The organism is Bradyrhizobium embrapense (genome assembly GCF_001189235.2).
Lineage (GTDB): Bacteria > Pseudomonadota > Alphaproteobacteria > Rhizobiales > Xanthobacteraceae > Bradyrhizobium > Bradyrhizobium embrapense.
The window spans coordinates 25,615-41,696 of record NZ_LFIP02000016.1; the positions used below are offsets into that span (position 1 = coordinate 25,615).

General features: G+C 63.9%; 15 protein-coding genes. 7 read left to right on the top strand and 8 right to left on the bottom strand.

Translation table 11 applies throughout. The features are described 5' to 3' along the window. Nucleotides 1-24 precede the first annotated feature (24 nt). From coaE to AKN83_RS35990, 3 genes are read right to left on the bottom strand one after another with little or no spacing between them, the layout of a single operon-like run. Nucleotides 25-624: a dephospho-CoA kinase gene (coaE, locus tag AKN83_RS35980; protein WP_050401289.1), complete on the bottom strand. Its 600-nt coding sequence runs from the start codon at nucleotides 622-624 to the stop codon at nucleotides 25-27. Nucleotides 625-672: 48 nt separating this feature from the next. Further along, a complete protein-coding gene (locus AKN83_RS35985) occupies nucleotides 673-1,281 on the bottom strand; it encodes a Maf family protein (protein WP_050401290.1) in 609 nt (202 codons plus the stop codon). Nucleotides 1,282-1,291: 10 nt separating this feature from the next. Beyond that, nucleotides 1,292-2,128 carry a pyruvate, water dikinase regulatory protein gene (locus tag AKN83_RS35990; protein WP_050401291.1) on the bottom strand — a complete coding sequence of 279 codons (837 nt, stop codon included), beginning with the start codon at nucleotides 2,126-2,128 and terminating at the stop codon, nucleotides 1,292-1,294. A 449-nt stretch (nucleotides 2,129-2,577) separates the two neighbouring features. Here AKN83_RS35990 and hemJ point away from each other — a divergent pair, with 449 nt between their 5' ends. Both hemJ and rho read left to right on the top strand, forming a co-directional pair. After that, nucleotides 2,578-3,000 carry a protoporphyrinogen oxidase HemJ gene (gene hemJ / locus AKN83_RS35995; RefSeq protein WP_050401345.1) on the top strand — a complete coding sequence of 141 codons (423 nt, stop codon included), beginning with the start codon at nucleotides 2,578-2,580 and terminating at the stop codon, nucleotides 2,998-3,000. Between the two features lie 251 nt (nucleotides 3,001-3,251). Then, a complete protein-coding gene (gene rho, locus AKN83_RS36000; protein WP_028341998.1) occupies nucleotides 3,252-4,517 on the top strand; it encodes a transcription termination factor Rho in 1,266 nt (421 codons plus the stop codon). 214 nt (nucleotides 4,518-4,731) lie between these two features. Here the strand turns inward: rho and AKN83_RS41590 are convergent, their stop codons facing one another. Further along, entirely contained in the window at nucleotides 4,732-4,917 is a 186-nt protein-coding gene (locus tag AKN83_RS41590) for a hypothetical protein (RefSeq protein WP_244522229.1), read from the bottom strand. Here AKN83_RS41590 and mnmE point away from each other — a divergent pair. The 5 genes from mnmE (at nucleotide 4,874) to AKN83_RS36025 (ending at nucleotide 10,964) form a co-directional block, all read left to right on the top strand. Beyond that, nucleotides 4,874-6,142, top strand: a complete 1,269-nt coding sequence (mnmE, locus tag AKN83_RS36005; RefSeq protein ID WP_244522228.1) for a tRNA uridine-5-carboxymethylaminomethyl(34) synthesis GTPase MnmE — start codon at nucleotides 4,874-4,876, stop codon at nucleotides 6,140-6,142. The genes AKN83_RS41590 and mnmE overlap by 44 nt on opposite strands. 237 nt (nucleotides 6,143-6,379) lie before the next feature. Beyond that, nucleotides 6,380-8,263, top strand: coding sequence for a tRNA uridine-5-carboxymethylaminomethyl(34) synthesis enzyme MnmG (mnmG, locus tag AKN83_RS36010; protein ID WP_050401293.1), 1,884 nt, complete (start codon nucleotides 6,380-6,382; stop codon nucleotides 8,261-8,263). A gap of 120 nt (nucleotides 8,264-8,383) precedes the next feature. Further along, a complete protein-coding gene (gene rsmG / locus AKN83_RS36015; protein WP_050401294.1) occupies nucleotides 8,384-9,067 on the top strand; it encodes a 16S rRNA (guanine(527)-N(7))-methyltransferase RsmG in 684 nt (227 codons plus the stop codon). Between the two features lie 13 nt (nucleotides 9,068-9,080). Next, nucleotides 9,081-9,932: a ParA family protein gene (locus tag AKN83_RS36020; protein ID WP_050401295.1), complete on the top strand. Its 852-nt coding sequence runs from the start codon at nucleotides 9,081-9,083 to the stop codon at nucleotides 9,930-9,932. Nucleotides 9,933-10,073: 141 nt separating this feature from the next. Beyond that, complete coding sequence (locus tag AKN83_RS36025; protein ID WP_050401296.1) at nucleotides 10,074-10,964, top strand: ParB/RepB/Spo0J family partition protein; 891 nt, start codon at nucleotides 10,074-10,076, stop codon at nucleotides 10,962-10,964. 67 nt (nucleotides 10,965-11,031) lie between these two features. Here the strand turns inward: AKN83_RS36025 and holA are convergent, their stop codons facing one another. The 4 genes from holA to AKN83_RS36045 all read right to left on the bottom strand — a co-directional run bounded on the left by holA (nucleotide 11,032) and on the right by AKN83_RS36045 (nucleotide 16,042). Beyond that, the gene (holA, locus tag AKN83_RS36030; protein WP_050401297.1) at nucleotides 11,032-12,063 is read right to left on the bottom strand and encodes a DNA polymerase III subunit delta; all 1,032 of its coding nucleotides are present in this window, start codon (nucleotides 12,061-12,063) and stop codon (nucleotides 11,032-11,034) included. Between the two features lie 111 nt (nucleotides 12,064-12,174). Then, the gene (gene lptE, locus AKN83_RS36035; RefSeq protein ID WP_050401298.1) at nucleotides 12,175-12,732 is read right to left on the bottom strand and encodes an LPS assembly lipoprotein LptE; all 558 of its coding nucleotides are present in this window, start codon (nucleotides 12,730-12,732) and stop codon (nucleotides 12,175-12,177) included. Then, nucleotides 12,719-15,355 (bottom strand): leucine--tRNA ligase, encoded by a 2,637-nt coding sequence (leuS, locus tag AKN83_RS36040; protein WP_050401299.1) that lies wholly within the window; start codon nucleotides 15,353-15,355, stop codon nucleotides 12,719-12,721. The genes lptE and leuS overlap by 14 nt, the downstream gene beginning before the upstream one ends. 282 nt (nucleotides 15,356-15,637) lie before the next feature. Next, the gene (locus tag AKN83_RS36045) at nucleotides 15,638-16,042 is read right to left on the bottom strand and encodes a hypothetical protein (protein WP_050401300.1); all 405 of its coding nucleotides are present in this window, start codon (nucleotides 16,040-16,042) and stop codon (nucleotides 15,638-15,640) included. Between the last annotated feature and the right edge of the window lie 40 nt (nucleotides 16,043-16,082).

Consider the following 16,082-nt stretch of genomic DNA (forward strand, 5'->3'; position numbering starts at 1 on the left):
GGGAATCCGGAACAGCGGGGCGAATCAGGTTCGCCGCTCCGGCATCTTAGCAACCTCGGCCAGAATGTCGCGGATCCGCGCCCGCACCGGGTCAAGTCCGTGCGAGGTATCCACGATGAAATCCGCGCGCTTGCGCTTCTCGGCGTCCGGCATCTGCTTGGCGATGATGGCATCGAGCTTGGCGGCATCCATGGTGCCGCGCGCCAGCACGCGCTCGCGCTGCAGTTCCGGCGATGTGGTGACGACGACGACGGCATCGACGCGTTTCTCGCCGCCGGTCTCGAACAGCAGCGGGATATCGAGCACGACGATAGGTGCGCCGGCGGCCTCTGCGTCGGCGAAGAATTTCTGGCGCGACGTACCGAGCATCGGATGCACGATCTGCTCGAGCTGTTTGATCGCTACCGGGTCCTGCACCACGCGTGCCGACAGCTTGGCGCGGTCGACCTTGCCGTTCGCAGTGGTGCCGGGAAAGGCCGCCTCGATCGCCGGTGCCGCTTCGCCTTCATAGAGCTGATGCACGGCCGCATCGGCGTCGTAAACCGGTACGCCGGCCTCCATGAAGAGCTTGGCCGTGGTGGATTTCCCCATCCCGATCGAGCCGGTCAGTCCAAGAATCAGCATCGCATCAACATCGTTTCAGTATGTCTTCGTGGCATGCGTCTCAGGCGTTCACACCGCAAGCAACTTCTCACGGCGCAGGAACGCGAGCAGCGACAATAGCGGCAGGCCGAGGATGGTGAAATGGTCGCCTTCGATCCGCTCGAACAGATGCACGCCGAGGCCCTCGAGCTGGTAGGCGCCGACGCTGGTCGTCACCGCCTCCCCGGCCTGGTCGAGATAGGCTTCGATCTCGTCGGCCGCGAGCCGCCGCATCGTCATCCGGGCCACGCTCACGTCGTCGAACAGGACTTTACCATCGCGCGCCACCGAGACGGCTGAATGCAGCGCGTGCGTCTGTCCGGCGAGCAGGCCGAGTTGCTCGGCAGCTTGGGCGCGGCCGGCAGGCTTGCTGAACATCCGCTCTCCCAGCGCCAGCGTCTGGTCGGCGCCGACGACATATCGACCCGGCTTCTGCCTCGATATGAACAGCGCCTTCTCGCGCGCCAGGAGCGATGCGATATCGGCCGGGGCCGAAAGGCCAGAATTTTTCTGCACCGCGCGTTCATCGATATCGGCCGGCAGCGCCTCGAATTCGAGCCCGGCATTCTCGAGCAGCATCCTTCGCGCACGGCTTTGCGAGGCAAGGATCAGTTTCTGCGGGCCACGCCAGATGCTCATGATTTCGCCGCTACTCCGACGGCCGCGCGCGCTGGCGGTCGTTGTAGAGCTTCATGATCGCAGCCGCCGTTTCCTCGATCGAGCGACGCGTCACGTCGAGCAATGCCCAGTTGTATTTCGCACTCAGCCGCCGTGCAAACGCGACTTCGTCGGCCACCGCCTGCTTGTCGATATAGGTGTCGTTGTCGCGGTCGCCCATAGTGAGCAGGCGGTTCTGCCGGACCTGGATCAGGCGTTCCGGCGTCGCATGCAGGCTGACCACCAATGGCTTCTTCAGGGTCTCGAGCTGGTGCGGCAACGGGATGCCCGGCACCAGCGGCACATTGGCGGTTCTTATGCCGCGGTTGGCGAGATAGATCGAGGTCGGGGTCTTCGATGTGCGGGATACGCCGACCAGGACGACGTCAGCCTCCTCGAGGCCTTCGACATGCTGGCCATCGTCATGGATCATCGTGTAGTTCAGCGCGTCGATCCGGCTGAAATATTCCGCGTTCAGCACATGCTGCGCACCGACGCGTCCGGTCGTCGCGGCGCCCAGATACGCCTCGAACAGCTGCATCACCGGCCCGATGATCGACAGGCTCGGCACGTTGATTTCCTTGCACTTGCCCTCGAGCCGGCCGACCAGATCCTTCTCGAGCAGCGTGAACAGGACAATGCCGGGCGATTCCTCGATCTCGTCGAGCACACGATCGAGCTGCTTCTGGCTCCGTACCAACGGATAGACATGCTCGACCGCGGTCACGTTGGCGTATTGCGCAGCGACCGCGCGCGCCACGGTGATCAGCGTCTCGCCGGTCGAATCGGACACCAGATGCAGGTGGAAATAATTGGAGGTCGTCGGCACCGAAGCCCCTGTCTATCCTGTGAATCCCTGTGGAGGTCGAGGAGAAGAATCCGGGTCCGCCGCCAGGCCCCTGTATATCGCGTCCCCTTCTTCACAGCACCGCCGAAAAGGATAAGTCGACGTCATGGCGCGGATGATAGTGAACCGGTGTGGATTTGTCTCTTGATAAGCTGGCCACAGAGGCCCGCAACCGATTGAGTAAAGCGACAGATTCCGGATATCCGCCCTCGCTGGTCGAAATGTTGAGGGATGTGAACAAGCCCGCAAGAACGGCTGGATTGCGTTGCGTGAGTCAAATTCACCGCCACTAAGACTCAAACCTTAGATTCTAAAATTAATTAGGTTTAGGAGAGCCCTGTGTGCGGATATGTATCCGTCCCTCGCAAGCAGAGCTTGGCTCGCAACGCCGAGACCGCCCGAGCTGTTCCCTGAAAGGCATCCCCGCGATGTTGTATGACTGGATCAAGGCCCTGCACATCATTGCCGTGATCTCCTGGATGGCGGGCATGCTCTATCTGCCACGGCTGTTCGTCTATCATTGCGAAGCCGAAGCTGGCTCGAAGCAGTCCGAGACCTTCAAGGTCATGGAGGGGCGGCTTTTGAAGGCGATCATCAACCCGGCGATGATCGTGACCTGGCTTGCCGGGCTTTATCTGGTCTGGGCCGGACACTGGTACCTATCGGGCTGGTTTCACGTCAAATTTATGCTGGTGCTCATTATGTCGGGTATCCACGGCTTTTTGTCCCGCTGCGTAAAGGATTTCGCCGCCGACCGGAATCAGCGCACCCAGAAATTCTACCGCATTATCAACGAGGTGCCGACGCTTCTGATGATCCTGATCGTGATCATGGTGGTCGTGAAGCCGTTCTAGACATCGCGATGCTCAAGACGCATGCTTCAGTCCTTCTTGCGAAGGACGAATCGATTTTCTATATAGGGTTCATCCCACCCCACGCAGGCGGATGTGGTCGCGTTTCGGTTCTTTTCGGGCCGGCGCCGCATCAGGTTTGAAAGCCCAAACGGCACTTTCCTGGCTGAGACCTGCGGACCTTCCTTTGGCGTCCGCTTTTTCCAAGCCACCTCGCACCCCTTCCCTACTTACTTCCTCACAGGACGACCCCAATGCGGGAAATCAAGCTCCAGGACCTCAAATCGAAAACGCCGGCCGAGCTCGTCTCGTTCGCCGAAGAGAATGGGGTCGAGAATGCCAGCACCATGCGCAAGCAGGAACTGATGTTCGCAATTCTCAAAAACCTCGCCGCCGCCGAGACCGACATTGTCGGCGAGGGCGTCGTGGAGGTGCTGTCCGACGGATTCGGCTTCCTTCGTTCGCCCGACGCGAACTACCTGCCCGGTCCCGATGACATCTACGTCTCGCCCTCGCAAATCCGCCGCTTCGGCCTGCGCACCGGCGACACCATCGAAGGGCACATCCGCAGCCCGAAGGAAGGTGAGCGCTATTTTGCGTTGCTGAAGGTCAATACGCTCAATTTCGAGGATCCCGAGAAGGCCAAGCACAAGGTCAATTTCGACAACCTCACGCCGCTGTTTCCCAATCAGCGTTTCCGCATGGAGCTTGAGGATTCCACCAAGAAGGATCTCTCTGCCCGCGTCATCGACATCGTCGCGCCGATCGGCAAGGGCCAGCGCGCGCTGATCGTGGCGCCGCCGCGCACCGGCAAGACGGTGCTGATGCAGAACATCGCGCACTCGATCACCGCCAATCATCCCGACTGCTATCTGATCGTGCTTCTGATCGACGAGCGTCCGGAAGAAGTCACCGACATGCAGCGCTCGGTGAAGGGCGAGGTGGTGTCGTCGACCTTCGACGAACCCGCCGTACGTCACGTCCAGGTCGCCGAAATGGTGATCGAGAAGGCCAAGCGTCTCGTCGAGCACGGCCGCGATGTCGTGATCCTGCTCGATTCGATCACGCGCCTCGGCCGCGCCTACAACACCGTGGTGCCGTCATCCGGCAAGGTGCTGACCGGCGGTGTCGACGCCAACGCCCTGCAGCGCCCGAAGCGCTTCTTCGGTGCGGCGCGCAACATCGAGGAGGGCGGTTCGCTGACCATCATCGCGACCGCGCTGGTCGATACCGGCAGCCGCATGGACGAAGTCATCTTCGAAGAGTTCAAGGGCACCGGTAACTCGGAACTGATCCTCGACCGCAAGGTCTCGGACAAGCGGACCTTCCCGGCGATCGATATCGCCCGCTCCGGCACCCGCAAGGAGGAGCTGATCACCGATCCGCAGGTGCTGAAGAAGATGTATGTCCTGCGCCGCATCCTCAATCCGATGGGTACCATGGACGCGATCGACTTCCTGCTCGACAAGCTCCGGAACACCAAGAGCAATTCGGAATTCTTCGATTCCATGAACACCTGAGCCTACGGCTGAACAGAAGAGGGCGCTCCGCACAAACGGGGCGCCTTTTTTCATGTTGCGGGTTTGCTGCAGCGGAGTGCAGCATGAATTGGTCGAGCTTCCGCGCCGAACCTTCATCTAACTGCCTGATATAATTTATATTTATATCCTGCCTCGTATCGGGCCGGGGCACCGCAGCAAAATTGCTGCACGCCTGCTGCGCAGTAAAATAAGGCTATGCTGCGTTGCAGCATAATGCCGTGGGGGCATGCGAGATCGAAGCGGCATTGCCTTTGCTGATTTGCTGGAAGAAATAGGCGATGCATCCGCGCGACCAGACCATCTTCGCATTATCCTCCGGGCGGCCGCCGAGCGCGATCGCCATTGTCAGGCTGTCTGGCCCAATGGCCGAGTCGGTCATTGCTGGACTGGCGGGCAAGACTCCGGCCCCGCGAATGGCCACCCGTGCGTTGATCCGCGATTCAAACCATCAACCGATCGACGACGCGGTCGTGTTATGGTTCCCCGGCCCGGCGAGCGCGACCGGCGAGGACGTTGCCGAATTTCATGTCCATGGCGGGCGCGCGGTGTTGGCGGCGCTGCTCGATGCCATCGCCGCGTTCGAGAATGTGCGGCCGGCTGAGCCAGGCGAGTTCACCCGGCGGGCCTTCGAGAACGGCAAGCTCGACCTGACCGAGGCCGAGGGTCTCGATGATCTGATCCACGCCGACACTGACCGTCAGCGGCGCCAGGCGCTGCGCCAGCTGAAGGGGTTGCTCGGCGATCGCGCGCGCGACTGGCGTGAGCGGATCATCGCGGCGTCGGCGCTGATCGAGGCCGGCATCGATTTCTCGGATGAAGGCGATGTCCCGGCCGAGCTGGTCGCACCTGCGCTCGAGAAGATCCGAGCGTTGCACGACGAGATCAGGCAGGTGCTTGCAGGGCAGGGGCAGAGCGAGCGGCTGCGCGACGGCCTCGTGGTCGCGATCGCAGGTCCGCCGAATGTCGGCAAATCGACCCTGATCAATCAGCTTGCCAAGCGCGAGGTCGCGATCGTCTCGCCGCATGCCGGCACCACGCGCGACGTGATCGAGGTGCAGCTCGATCTCGACGGCTACCCCGTCACGGTCATCGACACCGCCGGGATTCGCGAGACCGACGACCCGGTGGAGCAGGAAGGAGTTCGCCGCGCGCGGGCCCGCGCCGCAGAAGCCGATCTCGTGCTGTGGCTGGCCGACAGCCGCGGCGCGGAGGTCGGGCATGGCGGAGCCACGCCAACCTGGCTGGTGCGAAACAAGATCGACTTGGTGAGGACCCCGCCGGGCGAGGGAGGTAGCTACCCCGAGTTCCGGATCTCCGCGTCCCGCGGCGACGGCCTCTCTGAGCTGATCGCCGCGCTGGTCGGTTTCGCTCACGACTATTTCGCGACCAGCGAGGGCGGTTTGATCAGCCGGACGCGGCAACGCAGGTTACTTGAGGAGACTGTCGAGTCACTTGGGCGCAGCATCGAGGTGGTTGGGCAGGGCGAGGAACTCGCCGCCGAGGAACTTCGCAGTGCGGCCACCTCACTCGGACGTTTGCTCGGCCGGGTCGATGTCGAGGATATCCTGGACGTGATCTTCCGCGAATTCTGTGTCGGCAAGTAGCGCATGCCCTGTCTGTTTCACGTGAAACATGGTTTCGATTTGGTTAAGGAAGCCACGTCCCGTTTCACGTGAAACGATCGCTGCCGCCCGACCGGCCTGTTTCACGTGAAACAACTCCGCGCCCATCGTTGCGAGCGAAGCGACGCAAATCGATATCTCGACTGTTGAACCGGTTCTCGGACCAGCGGCGCAACTTCGTTCTTCCGGCTTTCATCACTCCACGATAGAAGTCCCGCCATGACTATCAGGGCAGACTCATTTGACGTCATCGTCATCGGCGGCGGCCATGCCGGCTGCGAGGCCGCGAGTGCGGCTGCCCGGATGGGCGCGAAGACAGCCCTGGTGACCCATCGTTTCGCGACCATCGGCGCGATGTCCTGCAATCCCGCGATCGGGGGCCTCGGCAAGGGTCATCTGGTCCGTGAGGTTGACGCACTGGACGGACTGATGGGCCGGGTCGCCGACGCCGGCGGCATTCAGTTCCGCATGCTCAATCGCCGCAAGGGTCCGGCGGTCCGTGGACCTCGGGCCCAGGCCGACCGCAAGCTCTATGCGGCGGCGATGCAGGCGGCGATCACCGAAACCGCGAACCTCAGCGTCATTGAGGGCGAGGCGGATCAGCTGATTGTCGTCAATGGCCGCGTGACCGGCATTCGCCTGGGCGGTGGCCGCCAGCTGTCATCCGGCGCGGTCGTCATCACGACCGGCACCTTCCTGCGCGGTCTGATCCATCTTGGTGAGAAGAACTGGCCGGCAGGCCGGGTCGGCGAGGCGCCGGCCATGGGCCTGCCAGCCTCGTTCGAACGGGCGGGTTTTGTGCTCGGCCGGCTCAAGACCGGAACGCCGCCACGCCTCGACGGCACGACGATCGACTGGTCCGCGGTCGAAATGCAGCCGGGAGACGATCCACCGGAGCCGTTTTCGGTCATGACGGACAGGATTACGACCCCGCAGATCCAGTGCGGGATCACCCGGACCACACCGGCGACCCATGAGGTGATCCGGGCCAACGTCCATCGCTCGCCGATGTATTCCGGCCAGATCAAGAGCTCCGGACCGCGTTATTGCCCCTCGATCGAGGACAAGATCGTCCGCTTTGGCGATCGTGACGGCCATCAGATCTTTCTGGAGCCGGAAGGGCTCGACGACAGCACGGTCTATCCCAACGGCATCTCGACCTCGCTTCCCGAAGAGGTCCAGCTCGCGATCCTCGCCAGCATCCCCGGGCTCGAGCGGGTCAAGATGGTTCGTCCGGGCTACGCGATCGAATACGACCACGTCGATCCCCGCGAGCTCGATCCGACCTTGCAGACCAAGCGCCTGCGCGGGCTTTTCCTGGCCGGCCAGATCAATGGCACCACGGGCTACGAAGAGGCGGCGGGGCAGGGCATCGTTGCCGGGCTCAATGCTGCGCTGGCCGCCAGTGGTGCCGATCCGATCCTGTTCGACCGTGCCGATGGCTATCTCGGGGTGATGATCGACGATCTCGTGACCCGCGGGATCACCGAGCCCTATCGGATGTTCACCTCGCGCGCCGAATACCGGCTGACGCTGCGGGCCGACAATGCCGACCAGCGCCTCACCGACAAGGGTATCGCGCTCGGTTGCATCGGTTCAGCCCGCGCGGAACGTCACCGGACCAAGATGGCAGCGCTGGACGCGGCCAAAACCTTGGCGAAGTCGCTTGCGATCACGCCGAACGAAGCCGCCAAGCATGGGCTGGCGCTCAACCGCGACGGTCATCGCCGATCTGCCTTCGAGCTGCTGGCCTATCCGGAGATCGAGTGGCCGGCCGTGCAGGCGATCTGGCCGGAACTGTCGGCCATTGACCCTGCGATCGCCGTGCACCTTGAGATCGATGCTAAATACGACGTCTATCTGAAGCGCCAGACCGCCGACGTCGACGCCTTCCGGCGCGACGAGGGCCTGGTCTTGGCCGATGTCGACTATGCCGACGTGCCCGGGCTTTCGAACGAAGCCCGCGCCAAGCTGCAGAAGGCGCAGCCGCGGACGGTCGGGCAGGCGGGCCGGATCGATGGCATGACGCCAGCGGCGCTGGGTATCCTGGCGGCGTATCTGCGGCGTGAGGCGCGGCGGAAATCAGCCAAGGCGTCGGCCTGACGTTTCACGTGAAACGCGACGGGTGAGCGCCTATCTTTTGCGAAGGCGAATCGACCCACGCGCCGCGCGTCGGGCTCGCCACCGGTTCTCACTACGTCAGACAAACGGCCCTGCTCCCCGATGGCTCCAGTCGCGCAATCCGCCGGACTCAGCGTCTCCGCCAAGGATAGGGCCGAGGCGCTTGCGCTGACGCCTGTTTCACGTGAAACGGAAGCGCGGCTCGATCGCTACATCGCGCTTCTGCTGGAGTGGCAGGCCAAGACCAATCTCGTCGCGCCCTCAACGCTACCGAATCTCTGGACGCGGCATGTATCCGATTCGTTACAGCTTCTGAGCCTCGCACCCTCGGCAAAATCCTGGGTCGATCTCGGCAGCGGCGGCGGCTTTCCCGGTGTCGTGCTGGCGTGCGCGTTGGCCGAGACACAAGGCGCGCGGATCCATCTGGTCGAGCGAATCGCCAAGAAGGCCGCGTTCTTGCGCGAAGCAATTCGAGTAACGGCCTCGCCAGGGACGGTGCATCTGGCTGATATCGGGGATACTGTGGATAGAATCGCGGGCCCGATCGATTGCGTCACCGCGCGGGCGCTGGCTCCGTTACATCAACTGATCGGCTTTGCGGAGCCGTGGGTCAAAAAGGGCGCCAAGGCGCTGTTTTTGAAGGGTCAAGATGTAGAGGCCGAATTGACCGAGGCCACTAAATATTGGAATATTGAGCCAAAGCTACACTCCAGCCGGACCGGCGGACAGGGCTGGATCGTCGAACTCGGGTCAATCGAGCGGCGCCAGGGGACTCCGCAAAAGTAAATGGTATTTTGGTATGACGGTGATGGACGAGGTTTATCAAGGGGATAAGGCGCTCCAGGCGCCGGGCCATCCGCGCATCCTGTCGCTCGCCAACCAGAAGGGCGGCGTCGGCAAGACCACCACAGCGATCAATCTGGGCACCGCACTCGCTGCGATTGGCGAGCGCGTCCTGATCGTCGACCTCGATCCGCAGGGCAACGCCTCGACCGGTCTCGGCATCGATCGCCGTAACCGCAGCTGCTCGACCTACGACGTGCTGATCGGCGAAGCGCCGCTGCGCGACGCGGTGGTCGCGACCGCGGTGCCGCGGCTCCACATCGCGGCCTCCACCATGGATCTTTCCGGCCTCGAGCTGGAGCTCGGCACCACGCCGGGCCGCGCGTTCCGGCTGCGCGATGCGATCGCAGGATTGAACAACAACGTATCGCCGGAAGCCGACTACACCTATGTGCTGATCGACTGCCCGCCCTCGCTCAATCTGCTCACGGTGAATGCGATGGCGGCGTCGGACGCGATCCTGGTGCCGCTGCAATGCGAGTTCTTCGCGCTCGAAGGTCTGTCGCAATTGCTGCAGACCGTGGAGCAGGTGCGCTCGACGCTCAATCCGAACCTGTCGATCCACGGCATCGTGCTGACCATGTTCGACTCGCGCAACAACCTCTCCAACCAGGTGGTCGCCGACGTCCGCCAGTTCATGGGCGACAAGGTCTACGACACCATGATCCCGCGCAATGTGCGCATCTCGGAGGCGCCGTCCTACGGCAAGCCGGTGCTGGTCTACGACCTCAAATGCGCCGGCAGCGATGCGTATCTCAAGCTCGCCACTGAAGTGATCCAGCGCGAGCGCGAGCTGCGCACGCATTGACGATGCCCAAGATGGGCAGAGCGCAGCGAAACCCATCACTCTCGGTGTGTGCCGCGATGGGCTTTGCTGCACGCGGCCCATTCGACGATTCTGAAATTCAAGTCTGGAGTATTGCGTGTGAATCCAAGGGAGCTCGCAACAATGGCCGATGAAGCGCGTTCGCGACTGGGGCGCGGGCTGGCAAGCCTGATCGGAGATGTCGGCGGCGAGGCGGCCGCGCATGTCGAGCGGCCGCGCACGCAGCGCAAGGTGCCGATCGAATTCCTCAAGGCCAACCCGCGCAACCCGCGGCGCAGCTTCGCCGACGCCGAGCTCGGCGAGCTCGCCGAGTCGATCAAGGCGCGCGGCGTGATCCAGCCGATCGTGGTGCGCGCCATCAAAGGCGTGCAGGACCGCTTCGAGATCATCGCCGGCGAACGCCGCTGGCGCGCCTCGCAGCTCGCCGGCCTGCACGAAGTGCCGATCGTGCCGGTCGAGGTCAATGATGCCGACGCGCTCGAGATCATGATCATCGAGAACGTCCAGCGCGAAGACCTCAACGCGATGGAGGAGGCGCTGGGCTACCACGCGCTCGCCGACGAGTTCAAACGCAGCCAGGAAGACATCGCCAAGATCGTCGGCAAGAGCCGCAGCCATGTCGCCAACATGATGCGGCTGACCAAGCTGCCGGCCGAGGTGCAGGCGCTGATCTCGAAGGGCGACCTCTCCGCCGGCCACGCCCGCGCGCTGATCGGCGTGCCGGATCCGCTCACCGCCGCGAAGCGCATCGTCGCCGAGGGCCTCAACGTCCGCCAGGCCGAAGCGCTGGCGCATGAGGAGGGCGTGCCGGAACGCAAGCCGCAGAAGCCGCGGAGCAGCGCCGCGGCCAAGGTCGACAAGGACGCCGATACGCTGGCGCTGGAGAAGCGCGTCAGCGATGCGCTCGGCCTTGCCGTCACGGTGAGCCATCGCGATCCCGGCGGGACCGTCCAGATCAGCTACCGCAACCTCGAGCAGCTCGACGAGGTGGTGCGGCGGCTGGAAGGCGGCTAGTTCGTCCGACACGCATCCACGTCATTGCTTTGCTTCGCTCGCAATGACACCTTGCCGGTATCGTGCGTCACGCCCGCCGCTTCGCATTCGCGGCGATCGACAGCAGCGCGCGCTGCGCGATGACGGCGGCAAGCGAGGCCTGCTTGCGCATGTCGAGCGCTGCGGTGGCGAGCTGATCGATCACGTTGACGAGCCGCGGCGGTGTGAAATTGCGCAGCGCGATCTCGACCGCCGGCTTGCGCGAGAAGTGCAGCCGCGGAAATCCGCCCTCGAGCACGGTCGACGCCGGCGTGCCGTCCGCGATCGCGAGCGCCGATTTATGCAGCCACGCCGCCTGTCGCTGCGCGGCCGAGATGATCACGCCGGGATAGGTGCCGGCGACCATCGCCTTGGTGAACTCGCTTTCCACCAGCGCGGCGTTGCCGGCGAAGGCGCCGTCGACGATCGGATCGAGCTTCAGCTCGGAGGCGTCGGAGACCACGGTCATGACGTCGTCGAGCGTGATCTCGCCCTTGCCGTGCGCGAACAGCGCGAGCTTGCGCAGCTCGTTGCGGGAGGCCATGCGGTCGCCGCCGAGCAGCGACATCAGCACCGCGCGTGCATCGCTCGCAAGCCGCAGGTTGGAGACGCGCAGCTCGTCCTCGATCAGCTTGGTGAGATCGCGTTCGGTGTCGGGATAGCAGCCGATCGCGACCGCATTCTTGGCGCGCTCGCAGATCTTGCGCAGCGGCGATTCCGGCCTGAGCTCGCCGGCCTCGATCACGATGCGGCAATCCCTGAGCGCGGTGGTCTCGGTCAGCGTCTCGACGCCGCTTGCGAAATTGCGCGAGCCGGCGCGGACCCGGATGGCGCGGCGGCCGCCGAACAGCGGCACCGTCATGGCCTCGTCGACCAGCCGCGACGGTTCGGCGGCGAGTTCGTCGCCGTCGAGCCGGACCAGCGAGAATGGATCATTGGGATCGTCGACGGCCGAGGCCATCAGCGCATCGGCGCGCTCGCGCACCAGGCCGAGGTCCGGACCGTAAAGCAGGATGATCGGGCGACCGGCGTCAGGCCGGGCGAGGAAACTGTCGATCTCTTTTCCGCGAAGTGCGACCATCTAGCCTAACTGTCATTCCGGGCGCCTCGTCAGAGGCGAACCCGGAATCTGGAGATGATGGATCGAGATTCCGGGTTCGTGCCCCGTACGCCCTGAAATGACATCGGTGGCTTAGGTTCCGGAGGAGAAGAACGAGGCGAGGCGGGTCTGGATGTTGTCGGCGATCTCCTGCGCGGCGCGGTCCTCGGCGTCGCGGAGGGCGCGGGCCCGGGCGAAGCGCTGGTAGGAGCCCGGCATGTCATAGGACACGCGCGAGAACGTGCTGCCGGTCATGACCGACTTGTTCGACGCGATCTCGATCAAGTTGAAGTTGGCATCGACGCCGTAGTTTTCGCTGGTCGGCAACGCCGTGTTCTGGTCGATCATCAGCGAGGAGCGGCTGGTGGTGAAACGGAGCACCAGGCGGTGCGTCGGCGGTGCGCCGGTGGCGGTGCCATAGAGCTTGAAGGCGAGGGCGTTGCGGACCTCGACGCCGACCCGGGCCTCGCGGGAGGCGTTCGGCTTGTCGACCGGCGGAACCTCGACGCTCATCAGCTTTTCGCGCAAGGCGGACGACTGACCATCGAGGGTGCGCTCGGCATACATCGGCTGGAAGCAACCGGCCGTCAGCGCGGCCAAGGCTGCCACGGCCACGAGCCGGGCGGCGATCCTGATCCTAGCCGACAACATTGACGATCCTCATGGGCACCACGATCACCTTGCGGACGGGTTTGCCGCCCAGTGCGGCTTTTACCGCATCGAGCGCCAAAACGGCAGCCTCTATATCCGCATTTTGCGCCGCCCGTGGCACGGTAACATCACCTCGTTTTTTACCGTTGACCTGGACGACCAGGGTCACGCTGTCTTCGACCAGCAAATCGCGTTCGATTTGCGGCCAATCGGCCTCGGAAACCAGCCCGGATTGGCCCAGCACCACCCAGCACTCCTCGGCCAGATGCGGCATCATCGGCGAGAACAGCTGGACCAGGATGGTCGCGGCCTCCTTAACCGCCCAGGCGACATCCGGCGCCGGCTTGTCGCCCGATCCAGCTTCTTGGGCCAGCACCTCGGCCAGCGCGTTGGCGAACTCGCGGATATGGGCGAGGCAGACGTTGAAATGCAGCCGCTCGATGCCGGACGACACCTTGTCGAGGGCGCCATGGGCCGCCTTGCGCAACGCCAGCGCCTCGGGCCCGAAACTGGCCGGCCGGGCCGCCGGCGCCGATTTGGCAATCTCGGCCGATTCATTCACCAGCCGCCACAGCCGCTGGACGAAGCGGGCGGCGCCCTGGACGCGCTCGTCGCTCCAGATCACGTCGCGGTCCGGCGGCGAATCCGACAGCATGAACCAGCGCGCGACGTCGGCGCCGTAGCTCGCGATGATGTCGTCGGGGTCGACGGTGTTCTTCTTCGACTTCGACATCTTCTCGATCGGGCCGATCGCGATGTCCTCGCCGGTCGCCAGCAGCACCGCGCGGCGGCCGTTGCCGCCGACCTCGATCTTCACCTCGGCCGGCGTGACCCAGCCGCCGTCGGCCTTCTGGTAGGTCTCGTGCACCACCATGCCCTGGGTGAACATGCCGGCGAACGGCTCACTCATGTCGATGTGGCCGGTGGCCTTCATCGCGCGGGTGAAGAAGCGGCTGTAGAGCAGATGCAGGATCGCGTGCTCGACGCCGCCGATATACTGGTCGACCGGCATCATCCGGTCGGCCACCGCGGGCGTGGTCGGCGCGGTCGCGTTCCACGGATCGGTGAAGCGCGCGAAGTACCACGACGAGTCCACGAAGGTGTCCATCGTGTCGGTCTCGCGCACCGCCTTGCCGCCGCACTTCGGGCAAGTGACGTGTTTCCAGGTCGGATGATGATCGAGCGCGTTGCCCGGCTTGTCGAAGCTGACATCCTCCGGCAGCGTTACCGGCAGCTGGTCGTCGGGCACCGGCACCACGTCGCACTTCGGGCAGTGGATCACCGGAATCGGGCAACCCCAATAGCGCTGGCGTGAAATGCCCCAGTCCCGCAGGCGGAAATTGACCTGCCGCTCGGCGACGGGTGCGTTGCCGCGCAGTTCGCTCTCCAGACGCTTCGCAACCTCTTCCTTGGCCGCGTCGATCGTCATGCCGTCGAGGAAGCGCGAATTGATCATGCGGCCGTCGCCGTCATAGGCGGTGTCGGTGATGAAAAACGTCTTCGGGTCCTGGCCCTCGGGGCAGACCACCGGCACGTTGCCGAGGCCGTATTTGTTGACGAAGTCGAGGTCGCGCTGGTCATGCGCCGGGCAGCCGAAGATGGCGCCGGTGCCGTATTCCATCAGCACGAAGTTTGCGACATAGACCGGCAGCTTCCAGCTCGGATCGAACGGATGCACCGCCTTGATGCCGGTGTCGAAACCCTGCTTCTCGGCGGTGTCGATGATCGACTGTGCGGTGCCGATCTTCTTGATGTCGGCGATGAACTCGGCGAGCTTCGGGTTCTTCGCGGCGGCCGCCTGCGCCAGTGGATGATCCGCCGAGATCGCCATGAACTTGGCGCCGAACAGCGTGTCCGGTCGCGTCGTGAAGATCTTCAGCTCGGTCTCGCCGGCCGGCGTGGTCGCCGCATCCAGCGCAAAGCGGATCAACAGGCCCTCGGAGCGGCCGATCCAGTTGCGCTGCATCAGCCGCACCTTGTCGGGCCAGCGGTCCAGACCGTCCAGCGCGTCGAGCAGTTCCTGCGAGTACTTCGTGATCTTGAAGACCCATTGGCTCATTTCCCGTTGTTCAACAACGGCGCCCGAGCGCCAGCCGCGGCCGTCGATCACCTGCTCGTTGGCGAGCACGGTCATGTCGACCGGATCCCAGTTCAGCTTGCGCTTCTCGCGCTCGGCGAGGCCGGCGCGCAGCATGTCCAGGAACATCTTCTGCTGATGCTTGTAGTAGCTGGGGTCGCAGGTCGCGAATTCGCGGCTCCAGTCGAGCGACAGCCCGATCGACTTGAGCTGCTTCTTCATCGCGGCGATGTTGTCGTAGGTCCAGGCCTTCGGCGCCACCTTGCGCTCGATCGCGGCGTTCTCCGCCGGCAGGCCGAACGCGTCCCAGCCCATCGGGTGCAGCACGTTGAAGCCCTTGGCGCGCATGAAGCGGGCCAGCACGTCGCCGAGCGTGTAGTTGCGGACATGGCCGATATGGATGCGCCCCGACGGGTACGGGAACATCTCGAGCACGTAGTATTTCGGCCGCGGATCGTCGTTCTTGGAGGCGAAGATCGCCTTTTCGTCCCAGATGGCTTGCCAACGGGGTTCGGATTCACGGGCGTTGTAGCGTTCGGCGGTCATGAAATCGCAGGGATTCTGGGTGGCTTTGGGTGATTTTCGGGTCCCATCCGGGGACGGCGGACTAGGCCACAAAAGCGCCTGCGGGGTCAACGGCTTGGGGGCCGCCAAATGGTCATGCCTGCGGTCGGTGCGGAGGAGGGAGGGCCGGGCTGAAGGGTCGCCGCAGGGCAGCCCGTCCGGAACCCATCCGGTGTCGTCGCCCGGCTTGATCGGTGACCCAGTATGGGGCGCGATTTTCACCCTGGCACCCGCGTATCACGTCCGAGCAAGGCCCTGCATATCTCAGGGTTTCGGCTGCATGCCCTGCAGGAAGCGAAGCGGGTTGAGCGGGCCAATGGGGATCAGTTCGAAGCTCATCATATGTGCTTTACCCAACGGCAGCTTCTCGAGCATGTCGTGGGCGACAGCTGGATCGGTGGCGTTGATGATGAACGCAACGCCCCGCTTTTCCCCCTGCAGCGAGTACCACTGCTCGATCTTGCCATCGAGGTAGAGGTCGGCAGTTTCCCGAACTTCATCCGGCAGGACAGCAAACACCTGCGATTGTTCAAAGCCGGGATTGATGGTCCCAATGGCAAGAATCTTGGTTGTCGGCGTTGTCTTCATGGCGGCTCCTTGTGCGCTTGCGGAATTGAAGCCGACAAGGCAGCCCACAAGTGCCAATGCGGCGGCAGATACGAATTTCATGCTATCTCCCCTCTGTCATGTCACTCAGGCGACCGGTGAA